This window comes from Pseudomonas sp. MT92 (genome assembly GCF_058792515.1).
The window spans coordinates 1-14,280 of sequence record NZ_JBXAFA010000018.1 but is presented as its reverse complement, the minus strand read 5'-3'; the positions used below and the strand labels follow the sequence as shown (position 1 = coordinate 14,280).

Sequence of the window (14,280 nt, the reverse complement as noted above, 5' to 3'; positions counted from 1 at the left end):
AACCAGCGCACTTAAGGTTTTAGTCTTGCGCTGCACACTGCTGCTGCCCTGCCTGAGCGGTGCCGCGCTGGCAGCGACGGCTCCTGTTACGCAACAAGAGCAACAGCAATGGCTGCTTCAACAGATGCGTATCGGTGAAGCGTTGCAGCGCGAAGACTTGGTTCGCGACTCTTTGGCGCGGTTGAAATTGATTGCCCCGGACAATCTTCAGGTTCTGGTGGGCGAAATACGCCAGGCGTTGGCTGACAAGTCGCAAACGCCGAACAGCGCCTGGATCGAGCAGCGATTGGCTCGCCTGCGCCAGTTGGCCCCGGACTCCGCGCAACTGCGCCAGGCTCAGGCACTGATCAAACTGCAGAGCCAGGACGGTCTGCGCCAGCTGCAGCAGGCTCGGCTATTGGCGGCTGCCGGGCGCTTCGAAGAAGCCAGCCAGGCCTTTGAGCAGCTGTTCGCAAAGGAGCCGCCGGACCTCGCATCGGCGCTTGAATACTGGAGCGCACGCAGCCGCATCAGCGGCGAGCGTGCGGCCGTGATCGGTCATGTGCAGGCGCTGGACCGGGAATACCCAGGCAATACCGCCGTACGACAGATGCTCGTCGGGCTATTGTTCGCCGAGGGTCGCAACGACGATGCCCTGGCCGTGTTGCATCAATTGGCAGCTGATCCCAAGGCCAGCGCCAATGCGGCCGAACGGGAATACAACTACCTGATCAAATTGCCGGTTGGCCCGCAAACGGCGCAGGCATGGCAGGCATTCATTCACTATTACCCGGACTCATCGTTCGCTAAAGACGCCAAGAAGCAACTGGCGCTGCAACAAGGCTTGTTGGCCGATCCTGCCTGGCAGGCCGGCGTCAAAGCCAAGAGCCTGCTTGAGCAAGACAACGCCCCAGACGCTGCGGCCAAGGCGGCGACAGCCGAAGGACTGTTGCGCCGTGCCTTGAAGGCGTATCCGCAAGACTCAAGCCTTTATGGCGCACTGGGTATCGCGTTGATGCGCCAAAGCAAATACTCGGCGGCACACGAGGCGTTCTCCACGGCGCTGAGCAAGGAGCAGGACACCGATTACATCAGCAAATGGCAGGATCTACAGACTGTCACGCGCAACTGGATGATCCTGCAGAAAGGCGACGAAGCCCTGCAACGAAAGGACTATGCGGCGGCGCGTAGCGCGTATCAACAATCGCGAAGCCTCAAGGCTGATTCCGCCGACCCATTGATCGGCCTCGCCAATGTCGCTATGGCCGAGTCCAATGAAATCGAGGCCGAAGCGTTACTGTTACAGGCGCGCAAGATCGAACCGGGCAATGGCAGCGTCGTGCGTGCCCTGGTCCGACTGTATCGTGGCCAGTCAAACGAGCGGGCCGAAGCCTTCCTCAACACCTTGCCCGCCAGCAACCAGCGTGAGTTTTCCAGCCTGCGTCGGAGCATTGAACTTGAGCGGCTGAATTTGCAAGCTGACCTCGCCAGTCAGCATTCGGACTGGGCTCAGTTGGCGTCCCTGCTGAAGAAAATCCGCCTGCTGGAGCCTGACAATCCCTGGACGACCTATCGCCTGGCCGCCGCCGAGATTGCCATGGGGCAACCGCGAGAGGCTGATAAAGCGTTCAGTGAATTACTGGCGCTCCAAAGCCGCAATCCTGAGGCTCGTTACGCCCACGGTCTGTACCTGGCCAACGAGAGCCGCGACAGCGAAGTGCTGGCCACCCTCAGGCAAATCCCGGCCGCCGCCTGGACCGATAACATGCGTGAACTGGAAACCCGGATCAAACGTCGGATGTTGATGGCTCAAGTCGAGCAGCTACGCAACGCCGGGCATGAGCCTCAGGCCATTGCATTATTGTTGCGTGACCCGACCGTGGATGATCTTGGCACCCTCGCCGACTGGGCGGCACAGCGTGAAGACTACGCCGAAGCCGAACGTTACTACCGCAAAGTGCTCCAGCTCCAGCCGAAAAATGACGAGGCGCAGTTGGGCTTGATCGAAACGCAGATTGCCACCGGGCACCTCCAGCAAGCGCGTGCCGGCCTGGAAAAAATCGTCGTGCCGCCGTCGGCACCTGCGCCCTGGCAACGACGTCTATCCAACGCCTGGTCCGCGGTGGGTGAAAAGGACAAAGCCGCCGCGATGTTCGCCAATCTGCTGAAAACACCACAGACCGATCCGCTGATCTACCGCGATGCGGCGCGTCTGATGGCCAGGGATCAGCCGCAACAGGCACTGGATAATTACGCCCGCAGCATGGCAGCAGCAGGTTTGATTTCACCTGCCCAAGCCAGCCCCCGCGACAACATAGCCATGACCGAGGCCAGTCGCGCCAAGGACAGCGATGAGTGGCTGGCGCGAAGCCTGCGCAGTGATGTCGATGAGCTTTATAAACAGCAGAACCCGACCGTCAATCTTTACCATGACTACGCTTGGCGCACCGACAACACTGCACCGGGCATCTCCGACCTGACGACGCAGATAACCATTTTGCGTATCGATTCGCCGTTCGCTCAGGGCAAGGGTTTCGTTCAGGCCGAACAAGTGGGCCTTGACGCCAGCGCCTTCGACACCGACGCCGATGGCTTACACCGGGAACAGTTCGGCACCTGCGCCGTGCAGTACCAGGTTAAGGCGACGGGTACGCCGGTGCCCAATGGCTGCCCCAGCACTTCACTAAGCACCAGCGGGCCAAGCCTCGCTGCGGGCTGGAAAAACGATCAATGGGCGCTCGATCTTGGCCATTCGCCGCAAGGTTTCGAAGTGGGCAACTGGCTCGGTGGTGTCGCGTACAGCAGTGACTGGAGGTCCATTGGCTGGACGTTGACTGCCTCGCGCCGGCCCATGAGCAACTCGGTGGTGTCCTACGCCGGAGCCGTCGATCCGGTGACCGGTACGCGCTGGGGTGGCGTGACCAGCAATGGTGTGACCTTGAGTCTGAGCCATGATGAAGGGGGTGTTGATGGTGTTTGGGCCAGTTTCGGCAGCCATTGGCTGCGCGGCAAGAACGTGGTCGACAATCAGCGGCTTTCAGCCATGACCGGATACTATTACCGACTGGTCGACCGTGCCGACGAGCGCATGCGTACGGGTTTGACCCTTATGTATTGGGGTTACGACAAAGACTTGAGCGAGTACACCCTGGGTCAGGGCGGCTACTACAGTCCACAACGGTATTACTCCATCGGCATACCCTTCAGCTATGCCTGGCGTAATGCCAACTGGTCGACGCTGCTGGAAAGTTCGGTGGGCTGGTCCGTCTCAAAAACCGATGGAAGCGATTTGTATCCGCTGGACGGTCCGGCGGGCAAGGTGTTCAGCCAGGCCGCCGCCGCTGGATTGGAAATCGATCCGGACACGACCCTGACCAAGGCCGGAAGCAGCAGCAGCGGCGCGAGTATCCGTGTGCAAGGTTTGGTCGAACGCCGCCTGACCGATCACATGGTCTTGGGCTCGGGGATCTCCTTGCAACACAGCGAAGGCTACGCCCCAAGCCGGGTGATGCTGTACCTGCGTTACACCTTCGATGAATGGCAGGGCAACCTCCCGATGCCGATCGAACCAATAACGCCGTATGCGGACATGCGGTGATGATGGGAGGTTTCACGGCCGCCCCCCTTGGGCTCTAGAAGCGAACGTGTTCACGGTTAAGCTCACCGGGAGCCGTGAGTGACGGGGTCACGAGTATTCGGGGATGTGCGCTGAACCCTCCATCGGCGCGATGTTGGCTATGCTGCTGACAGCATGATGCTGTTCACTATTGGGGGATGATTGATGTTCTACGTGCAACGCAATGCAGAAGGCCACCTGATGCGCGTGGAAGCCGAAGCTTACGCCGAATCCACGGAAACGCTTCCGGCCGACCACCCTGACCTGCAGGCCTGGTTCGCCAGTGAAGTCATGGCCACCAGCCACAAACAACTGCTGCAAATCAAACAGCTCAAGCAACTGAGGCAGAGTGACCTGGAAATGATCCGGGTACTCGATGACTTGATCGAGGTGCTGATCAGCAAAGGCGTGATCCTGGTCACCGATCTGCCAGCGCCGGCGCAGGCCAAATTCATGGACCGCAGCCAGGCCCGTGAGGCCTTGGGTGGGCTGAGTCTTCTGGTTGAGGATGATGAGGAAGGGTTTATCTGACGCTTCGCTGACGTTACTGAAGCCATCGCGAACAAGCTCGCGATGGCGGCATCAACGACGACACACCCCATGCCCTAAGCCCAAGGCTTGGGCTCTCCGACCAACCGCCCCTGAACCCCATACACACCCATCTCGCGAATCACCGCCAACTCCCCTTCGGTTTCGACACGCTCGGCAATCAACGGCAGATCAATACTGTGGGCGGCACGTTGAACGGCTTCGATAAACAGGCGTTTATCGCTCTCCTGATCGATCGCGCGGATGTAGCTGCCGTCGATTTTCAGATAGGCCAATCCGAGTCTCGCCAGGTTGCCGATCATGCTGAAGCGCCCACCGAAATGTTGCAGGCTCAACGAGAACCCCAGTTCGCGCAAACGCCGCGTCAGGTCTGCGAGGTCGGCTTGCTCCGGCAATTGCTCTTCGCCGATTTCCAGGGTCAGTCGTGGCCCCAGATTGGAATGCGAACGTAGCGTCTCGAACAGCGCATTCAACGCTTGCGGATCTTGCAGAGTCGCCAATGACAGGTTCAACGCCAGTGAATGTTCGTGATCGTCCATCTGTTCAAGCACCAGCTCCAACATTAGCCGGTCCAGTCGTGCAGCCCAGCCGAACCGTTCAAGCCATGGCAGGAAACGTCCCGCCGGGATGCTCTGACCCTCATCGTCGATCAAGCGTGAAAGCACTTTGTAATTGAGCACCAACTGTGTGTCCTGGCTGGCGACGACCGGTTGGAAATACAGTTTGAATCGCCGCTGATTCAGCGCCTGATCCAGCATCTTATGCCAGGCATGGTGGTCGTCACCGCCCCCGGCCAACGCACTGTGATCGAGGCAGACCCAGTTCGAGTCAGTCTGGCCCTCGGCCTGCGCCAACGCCTGGTCCGCCAGCCCGAGCACGGCTTGCGGGGTATCGCCATGAATAAAGGGTGCCAGGCCGATGGCGGCCACCGAGACCACGTCCGTGGCGCCGGTCGCATGCAGGCTGGCCAGGGCGGTGTCGAGGTGCTGCGCCAGTTGCAAGGCCTCCTCGCGCACCAGCCCTGGCGCCAGCACGGCGAATTCGCCGCCTCGGATCCGCGTGACCAGATTTTGCGTTTCCGGGTATCTGGCGCACTCGCGGGACAACTGCTGGCCGACCGCTTGAAGCAACTGATCGGTGCGCTGCCCGCCCAGCCGTTGGTTCAAACCCGCCAGGTCCTGAACCCGCAACAGCAGTAAATAACCGGAGCTGGCCTGTTCGGGATTGCTCACCCGTGCGTTCAATTGCATCTCAAAATAACGTCGATTGGCCAGCCCGGTCAGGCTGTCCTGATAGGACTCGATTCGCAGTTTTTCACTGCGTTCGGCCTGTTCCTGAAACAACGCCTTGAGCTTCTCGACCATCTGGTTCATGGCCAATACCACTCGACGCAATTCCGGCGTGCGCGGTAATTCCGGCAGGCTGAGAAACTCGCGACGGGCAATGGCGTGGGACTGCTGGACCATGTAATCCAGCGGCTTCAATTGCCGACGCAGCAACAGCGCGCCCAATACCGCACTGACCACGCCACAACCCAGCAACCACCCCAGGCTGCCCAATGCGCTCTGCCACAGCTTGGCCAGTGCGAACATCGGGTGACTGACCACCTCGACCCGCGCCGCCTGCTCCCATCCACGACTGACAATCGCATCGCCGCCAGCGGGTTCCAGGCCAATGAGTTTGACGAACCAGTCCGGCACATGGGTATCGGCCGGCATGCCGCTGCGTTCGACCAGGGTTTTATTGGTGGCTATATCGACCACTCGGATGCTCGCGTAATAACCGCTGTCAAAGATCGAGCTGACCAGTAACTCGGTCATCGCCGGGTCGTCGATGTTCGGCGTCAGGGACAGCGCCAGCGCCGTCGCCGCGTCCTGCGCGTGGGAGCGCAGTTGATTGACGTATTGGGTGCGCGAGCTCTCCAGGCTGACCACGAAGTTGCCGGTGAAGGCGACGACCAGAAACAGACAGATAGCGATCAACAGTTGTTTGAACAAAGACATCTGTGGGCGTGCTCCTAGTGGGTCGTCTCGACCGGGAATCCTTCGGCCTGCATTTTTTTCAGCACATCCTGCCATCGGGACAGACGTTTGGTGTCACCAACCTTCTGATTACCCTTGGCACCCGGCAACCACAACCCTTCGGCATTGAAAGAGTAGACCGGCAGTAAATCCTTTCTTTGGCTGGCCGGCCTGATCACGTCGATCAGGCTGTCGAGCACCAGCGGCTCGGCGTCCGGGCTGGAGTAGTAGGTCAGCACCATGTGCGCACGATTCAGGCTCAACGCCTTTACGTAGGTAATGCGCAGCTTGTCACTGGAGACGCCGAGGTGGCGCAGGCTGAAATATTTGGCAATCGCGTAATCTTCGCAATCGCCGGCGCCCTTCCACAGGGCTTCGATGGGTGTTTCCCAGTAATCAACCTGGTGCCACAGGTCGATGTCCTCGACGTAGCGCACTTGTTTGTTGAAAAAGCGGTTGACCGCATTGAGCTTGTCCAGCTCGCTGACCTGCTTCTGGGTGGCCAACAAGTGTTGCCAATCATCAATGCGCTGCTGACCTTCGCCCAAAGGGCCGTACAATGCCCGCGCCCGACCGCTGATCAGGGAAAAATCCCAATCGGCATGCACCCCGCCCAGCAGCACGCCGGCCAGGAGCAAGGCGCCGCACAGACAGCGCAATATCCGGGAGATCGGGAAACGTACCGCCAATGCAAGGCATCCAGGGTAGTCAGGAGAACGTCGGTTGATGGTGTCGGTTCGCCCGTTAAAAAACAATGGCACGCTGAGATCAATGACCACGCGCTAGACTAAGACAAAGCCCCCTATGTTGGGCGTTTGACAACCTGTCCGGCAGTCACTAGTGTCAGTTGGATCCAAAAACCTCAATCAATCAGGGTGCGTAGTAGTGACACAAAAGCCCAACCCTCTCGGCAGTATCAAGGTCAACGGGCCGATTCCCGCTCATCTGGCACGCTCAGTGATAGAACAAACCCTGCGCTCAGCCATTCTCGACGGTCGTATTCCCTGCGGTACGGCCTTGCGCCAGCAAGACCTCGCCGACTTGTTTGGCGTCAGCCGCATGCCGGTTCGCGAAGCCCTGCGCCAACTCGAAGCCCAGGCACTGCTCAACGTGGTCGCCCATAAAGGCGCGGTCGTGGCGCCGCTGGTGCAAGGCGACGCCGCTGAAACCTATGCACTGCGGATCCTGCTGGAGTCCGAAGCGCTGCGCTTGTCGATTCCCTTGCTCGAAGACGAGGATCTCGCCCAGGCCTCCCGCTACATCGACGAGTTGGAAACGGAAAAGGACTACACCGAAATCGGTCGACTCAATCGCTTGTTCCATATGTCGCTCTACAGCAAGGCCTCCAATCGCCGGCTGTTGACACTGGTCGAAGACGGGTTGAACGAAGAAGAGCGTTTCCTGCGCTTCAATCTGGAAGCCATGGGCCTGGGCCAGTTATCCCAGGAAGATCACCGGGCACTGCTGCGGGCCGCCGAAGACCGGGACGTCGAAAGGTCAGTGACGCTTCTGGAAAACCACCTCAATCGTGGGGTCGAAGTCATTACTCGCTACCTGGGCAGCCTTGAAGCCCAGAACATAAAAACCTCCAAGTGAAACCGATCGGCCTGTGACGAGGGAGCTTGCTCTCGCCGGGCTGCGCAGCGGCCACAAAACCTGCACACGGTTTCTTTAGTACCTGAAAGCGAACGATCCCTTACAAATTTCCCGCCTCTACCTCCCTTTCCCATCCGCACACCTCAGTGATAGCGGCTGCCTTGAATTACGCTCACTCTTGGGTCGACAACGAACGATGAACGGGTGAAGCGCCGCAACTGCGGAGCAGTCCTCGCACCAGAAACCTACGGAAGGAGCCTTGCCACGGGAGCGCAAGAGTCGGTGTCACCCCCGACACTTCTCCCTTAGTCAAATCACCTCAATCATTCAGATCAGAAAGTTGCTGCGAGTGAGGCATTCACTCTTTATTTAAATTCTGACTTATATAAGACGGAAGGAGCAACGACATGCCAATAAAACTTATATAAGAAGTTTTATTGAAACTTCTCGCACCCGAGAAAGTTTAACTTTAAAAATCCAACGAAATAACTTGCTCAACACTTAATTTATGTACTAGTTTTTTCCACGCCGCCCATGCACACCGACGGCAGCACCATATAACGCTGGTCCAAATGCAACTAAACAGATCAATTCATTTGAGGTACGCCCTCGCCAACAGAAAAACAATATCAACAGTTAGTGCACAACTACAGTCCATCTGAATATTTAGAGGTTCGCCCATGAAACCAACTAAAGACCGTCTCAACCAGAAGAAAGCCGAGCTTGGTTCACACCCGATTTTTTCGGAAATACATTCACTGTCTGTATTGCAACGCTTCATGGAAACCCATGTGTTTGCCGTGTGGGACTTCATGTCCCTGACCAAGCGTCTACAGCAGGAATTGACGTGCATCCAACTGCCGTGGCTGCCGCCGCAAGATCCACAGGCCGCTCGGTTAATCAATGAGATCGTGTTGGGCGAAGAGTCCGACGACCGCCCGGTCCATGGTCACTACAGCCATTTCGAACTGTATCTGGATGCGATGCGTGAAGTCGGCGCCAGCACCTCCGCCATCGAGCACTTCGTCGCGCTGCAACAAGAAGGCGTGAGTTACGACGTGGCGTTGCAAAGCGTGAACGTCGATCCAGCGGCGGCTCGGTTTGTACGCCATACGCTGCACACCGCGCTACATGCGCCAGGCCATAGCGTGGCGGCAGCGTTTCTACATGGCCGCGAGAGCGTCATTCCGCAGATGTTCCAGCGCATTCTCGACGATTGGGGCATCGGCATCGAACAGGCGCCGACCTTCCGCTATTACCTCCAACGACACATTGAAGTCGACTCCGAAGACCACGGCCCGGCCGCGGAAAAACTCCTGGCCCGGCTGGTCGATGGTGATCCGCAACGGCAGGAAGACGTGTATGCCAGCGCCATCGCCGCGGTGGAAAGCCGCATCGCTCTGTGGGACGGCCTGCGCCTGAGCATGAGCGAACACCTATCGCAGGTGAACGCATGAACGCCGCCGACTACCAATCCTTCGCCGACGCCTGGGAAAGCCGCGCGACCATTCGCACCCGCCCGCGTCGCGTGCTGGAGAACGACGACAAACTGATCTACCCATTAAGCCGCCAACCGCTGGTGCTCAGTGATAGCTTCCAGCGTGAGTGCCCGGAACAGCGCGACTTCGCCCTGGTGCAGACGCTCTACAAATTCATCAACGACGTGGTGATTTTCGAAACCGAGATCGTCGACAAGACCGCCCGCAGCATCGCCAAGAATCGCTTCGACGTGGCCTTCCCGTTCGCCTGCCGCTATGACGCCATGACCGTCGTCGTGGACGAGGATTACCACGCGCTGGTGGCGATGGATTTCATGCAGCAGACGGTCGCCATGACCGGCATTGCCCCCATCGAACTGCCGGGTGAAATCGAGCTGAGCCGTGCGATCCCGACGGCCGTGGCACTCGCGCCGCAGCACCTGCGTGGCGCTGTGGAGCTGATCTGCGTGGCCATCGCCGAAAACACCGTGACCGGCGATGTGGCGGCCTTCGCCAAGGACGATACGGTCAAGCAGTCGATCAAGGGCTTGATGGCCGATCACTTGTTGGACGAAGGCCGGCACTCCGGCTTCTGGTCGCGGATGGTGCGTATCTACTGGCACACCGCGAGCGAAGGAGACCGCCAATGCATCGCACGGATCCTGCCGGTGTTCATCGGCCACTACCTGACCAACGACATCCAGAAGTCCTTCGACCTCCGGTTGATCAACGCCTTGCAGATCAGCGACACGGCGCGGCACGCCCTCAGGCGCGAAGTGTCGGGGCTGGCCTTCCCGATCAATCGCCATCACCCGTTGGTGACCAACATCGTGCGGTTCTTCCACAGCAGTTCGCTGCTGGATTCGCCGTGCGTGCAACGCGCCTTGAGCGACTACCTGATTTGAGGAGGAGCCAACATGAGACGTCTCGACATATTGCTCGTTGGACACAGCCAGGCCCTGACCGACCTGGCGCTGGAACTCGAACAACACGGTCATGTACTGATGCGGGTAAAGGCCGGCGATGCGCTGATGCCAAAGCCCGTGGACTTGTTGATCGACGATGCCACGTTGACGGTTCAGCGCTTCAAGGATGTACCGCGACTGACGCTGCAACTGGGCATCGGTTTACCGGGCGCTTCCGGGCTGCCGTCGCTGGACTTGCTGTGCCGGCACGGTTGCACGCTGGTCAGCCGCGTCCCGATAGCCGATGAACCCTCGGGCAATGGCCAGTCCTTGCGTCTGCGCGCCGTAGCGGAACTGGTGGACCACGCGGCCCTGCTGGTCAGCCGCTTCTCCAGGGACGCCGACTGTTTTTTGCTGGCCGGTCCCACCCCTTCGGCGCCCTTCGAGCGCGTGGAAAGTCTGCTGTTTCTCGAGAGCCTGGCCTTTGTGCATCGGCTCAATGCCACCGATGAACCGCGCCTGCTGCATTTGGCACAGACGCCAATCATCGAGCGGCTGGAGCAGCGATTGATTCAGTCTGCTGATCGCCCTGCGCTGAACATTGCCGGCACATCACTCGATTACGGCCAACTGCATAACCACAGCCGAGCCATCGCCCAGCGTTTGCAGCCGCTGCTGGGCCGGCATCCAGGCCCCATTGTGGTGGGTATCTGCCTGCCCAAATGCAGCGCGTTGTACGCGGGAATTCTGGCGATTCTCGGTTGCGGCGCTGTGTATCTGCCATTGGAGCCGAGCCATCCGTTGCAGCGTCAGCAATACATCCTGTCGAACGCCGGCGCGGTCTTGCTGCTGCATGACGGGCAACATCCGCTCTCATCAGAAATGCCGGGGCTGGACATTACCCTTATCGATGTCGATGACGCGGATCCCGATCAACCGCTGATGCACCAACGCCCCAATCACGACGCACCGTGCATGGCGCTCTACACGTCGGGCACGACGGGTCACCCCAAAGGCGTGCTGCTCAGCCAGGCCAATCTCGCCCACTTCACGGCGTGGTACGCCGACTATGTGCAGTTGACCGAGCAAAGTCGGGTGCTGCAGTTTTCGTCGCTGAGTTTCGACTCTTCGTTAATCGATATTTTCCCGACCCTGCTGCAAGGTGCCGAGTTGATCGTGCCCAGTGAGGACCAGCGTCGCGACACACTGCAATTGGTTGAGTTGATCCGCCATCAACGTCTGAGCCATGCCTTTTTGCCACCGGCCTTGCTGAGCATCCTGCCGCTGGAGCAACTGCTAGGCCTCGATCACGTGATGACCGGCGGCGATGTCTGCGAGCCCTGGGTCATCCAGCAACTGACCCGCCAAGGCACGCTCTACAACCTGTACGGCCCCACCGAAGCCACGGTGCTGATTACGGCGCGACGACTGCGGACCGGCGATAACAATCGGTCGCTGGGCGGTCCGATCGCCAACAGCCAGGTGCTGATTCTCGATGAAGACTTGCAGCCTGTCAGCGAACAGACCGTTGGCGAGTTGTTCATCGTCGGACCGGGTGTTTGCCTGGGTTACCTGAACAATCCACAGCAGACCGCCGAACGTTATCTGACCTTGAGCCTGCCCAATGGCCAAAGCCTGCGCGCCTACCGAACCGGCGACATGGCGAAGTGGACGCCTGAGGGGGTCGAGCTGTGCGGACGGCGTGATAATCAAGTGAAAATTCGCGGCTTCCGGGTCGAGCCGGAGGAAATCGAACGCTGCCTGCGCGACAGTCAGTTGTACCGGCAGGTGGCGGTGGTCATCGACGCCCAGCGACGGATTCTGGCCTTCCTCGCCCAGCCTCAGGAAGATCGAATCGGTGCCGCTCGCCAGGCACTGAAGACCCATGCGGCGCAGCACTTGCCGGACTACATGCAACCCATCGCCTGGACCGAAATGGCGAGCATGCCGTACGCCAGCAACGGCAAAATCGATCGCAAGGCCCTGCTGGAACTGCCGATCACCGTCAGCGAAAGCACCCCGCGACGCTTGCCTCTCGATGCCGATGAAGCGCTGTTGCTGCAGATCTGGGCCGAGCTGTTGGAGATGCCGGGCAGCGATATTTCCACCGACGAAAGCTTCTTCAATCTGGGCGGTCACTCGATCCTGCTGTCACGCATGCTCCTGCGTTTACGCGAGGAGTTCGGTCGAAGTATTTCGATCAACCGCTTCATCGAGCAGCCCACCATCACCAAGCTGGCGACGCTGGTTCGCGGCTCCGGAAGCGAAGAGGTGTTGAGCCCGCAAGCCATGGCCGATGTCCAGCGCGAACTGGAGGTGCAGCCATTGCCCGCCAACCGCCTGGGTGATGTGCATAAAGTCATCGTCACCGGTGCCAACAGTTTTGTCGGCGTCCATATTGTCGAAGCGCTGCTGGCGTGGGGTGCCAGTGAAGTCGCATGCCTGGTGCGCGACAGCGATGGGCAACCGGCTCCCGAACGGTTTGCCCAGGCGCTACGGGAAAACCGTCTGGAGCATTTGGACCTGAGTCGGGTTCCGGTATACGCAGCGGACATCACACGTCCCCAGCTGGGGCTGGCCGCTGATGTATATGAGCGGCTGGATCGAGAGTTCGGTGCATTGGTGCACAACGCCGCCAACGTCAATCACGTGCTCGATTACGAGTCATTGGCGCGGGATAACGTCGAGCCAATTTTCGAGTGCCTGCGACTGTGCGAAGGGCGTAGCAAAAAGATCTTCAACTTCATCTCGACGCTTTCGGCCTCGAGCACCATCTCCGCCGAAGGTCGGGTGCTTGAGTTACCCGCGGCACATACCCCGCCGATCTACATCAAGAATGGCTACAACCTGTCCAAGTGGGTCGGCGAACGGATTCTTGAGCGCGCGCGGGAGCGCGGGGTATGGGTCAATCTCTATCGCCCCGGAAACATCAGTTTCAACAGCGCCACAGGCGTGTGCCAGCCGCACAAGAACCGTTTGATGCTGATGCTCAAGGGGTCGATCCAGCTCGGTCAGGTGCCGGCATTCGCGCTGAATTTCGACCTGATGCCGGTGGATTTCCTCGCCCGTTTTATCGCCTTTCATGCCAGCCGTTATCAGCCGCAAAGGCCGGTGTTCAACCTGCACAACCCCGAACCGCTGGATTGGGGCACCTACGTTGCCTCCTTTCGCGAAGCGGGTCGCGAATTTTCCCTGGTCAGTGTCACCGATTGGCAGCAACAACTGGGTCGGGTCGACAGCGACAACGCGTTGTTCGGGGTGTTGGGTTTCTACCTCAATGGCTTCGAGGAAGACATCGGCGACATCTCCATGATCGGCCATGACAACGCCAAGGCTGGCGTTCGGCAAATGGGCGCGTGTTACCCGGAAAAGTCCCCTGCGCTGCTGCGACGCGGTTGCGACTACCTCAAAGAAATCAATTTCATCTGATCCATCCCAACCAAGAACGGAGAAAAACCATGAGCACTCTGCAACCCGACACCCTGATCAAAAACCCGCAAGGCTGCCAGGTGGTGTCCTCGGTGGAAGTACCAGTCGATGCCGCAAAAGTCTGGGCCGTGGTCGGCAACTTCGCCGGCTTCGATCAATTCATCCCGGCGCTGTCGCACATCGAGATGACCGGCGAGGGCGTGTCGTCCCTACGCAAGAAGTTCTTCAGGGACGGCAACCTGGTGGTCGAGCAACTCAACTCCCGAGACGACCAGGCTCTGAGCATGACTTGGACCACGATTTACAACACCTTGGGCGTTGCCAATTTGTGGGCGGCCATGAACGTGGAATCACTGGGAGCAGGTCAATCGCGGGCCACTTGGACGATCATTGCCGAACCTGCACAGGGGGGTGCTGATGCGCTACCTGGGTTCAAGGATTTCGTTCAGGGCTTTGCCGATGATGCGATGAATAATGTGTTGAAGGTGTTTGCATAAGGCTGGGCTTGCTTCGCTGCCAGCCGACCACTTCGGTTGCTGCTACAAAGCCAGCCTCTGAGTCCAGGGGCCGGCTTTTTTATGGCTGATGATTTTTGACTGGTCCAGAACGACAAAACCCCTACCTGCATCTGCAGATAGGGGTTTCGGAATTTAATCTTGACGATGACCTACTCTCACATGGGGAAACCCCACACTACCATCGGCGAT

The 14,280-nt window shown here is 59.1% G+C and carries 9 protein-coding genes; 7 read left to right on the top strand and 2 right to left on the bottom strand.

What is annotated here, in order from left to right:
• The first annotated feature begins 25 nt into the window (after positions 1-25).
• Positions 26-3,577 (top strand): cellulose synthase complex outer membrane protein BcsC, encoded by a 3,552-nt coding sequence (bcsC, locus tag AC1Q6D_RS27770; protein WP_310650599.1) that lies wholly within the window; start codon positions 26-28, stop codon positions 3,575-3,577.
• A 183-nt stretch (positions 3,578-3,760) separates the two neighbouring features.
• The gene (locus tag AC1Q6D_RS27765) at positions 3,761-4,126 is read left to right on the top strand and encodes a hypothetical protein (RefSeq protein WP_047535976.1); all 366 of its coding nucleotides are present in this window, start codon (positions 3,761-3,763) and stop codon (positions 4,124-4,126) included.
• A 74-nt stretch (positions 4,127-4,200) separates the two neighbouring features.
• On the opposite strand, the gene lapD is transcribed toward AC1Q6D_RS27765, so the two are convergent.
• Together lapD and lapG are read right to left on the bottom strand one after the other, a co-directional pair.
• Positions 4,201-6,147, bottom strand: coding sequence for a cyclic di-GMP receptor LapD (gene lapD, locus AC1Q6D_RS27760; protein ID WP_103406509.1), 1,947 nt, complete (start codon positions 6,145-6,147; stop codon positions 4,201-4,203).
• A gap of 14 nt (positions 6,148-6,161) precedes the next feature.
• The gene (gene lapG / locus AC1Q6D_RS27755; protein ID WP_103406508.1) at positions 6,162-6,854 is read right to left on the bottom strand and encodes a cysteine protease LapG; all 693 of its coding nucleotides are present in this window, start codon (positions 6,852-6,854) and stop codon (positions 6,162-6,164) included.
• Between the two features lie 196 nt (positions 6,855-7,050).
• Between lapG and AC1Q6D_RS27750 the strand changes: the two genes are divergently transcribed.
• From AC1Q6D_RS27750 to AC1Q6D_RS27730, 5 genes are all read left to right on the top strand, one after another.
• Positions 7,051-7,761: a GntR family transcriptional regulator gene (locus AC1Q6D_RS27750; protein ID WP_103406507.1), complete on the top strand. Its 711-nt coding sequence runs from the start codon at positions 7,051-7,053 to the stop codon at positions 7,759-7,761.
• 680 nt (positions 7,762-8,441) lie between these two features.
• Positions 8,442-9,218, top strand: coding sequence for a DUF3050 domain-containing protein (locus AC1Q6D_RS27745; RefSeq protein ID WP_103406506.1), 777 nt, complete (start codon positions 8,442-8,444; stop codon positions 9,216-9,218).
• Positions 9,215-10,144 (top strand): diiron oxygenase, encoded by a 930-nt coding sequence (locus tag AC1Q6D_RS27740; protein ID WP_103406505.1) that lies wholly within the window; start codon positions 9,215-9,217, stop codon positions 10,142-10,144. The genes AC1Q6D_RS27745 and AC1Q6D_RS27740 overlap by 4 nt, the downstream gene beginning before the upstream one ends.
• Before the next feature lie 12 nt (positions 10,145-10,156).
• Positions 10,157-13,573: a non-ribosomal peptide synthetase gene (locus AC1Q6D_RS27735; protein ID WP_103406504.1), complete on the top strand. Its 3,417-nt coding sequence runs from the start codon at positions 10,157-10,159 to the stop codon at positions 13,571-13,573.
• Positions 13,574-13,602: 29 nt separating this feature from the next.
• Entirely contained in the window at positions 13,603-14,070 is a 468-nt protein-coding gene (locus AC1Q6D_RS27730; RefSeq protein ID WP_090466039.1) for an SRPBCC family protein, read from the top strand.
• Positions 14,071-14,280: the final 210 nt, after the last annotated feature.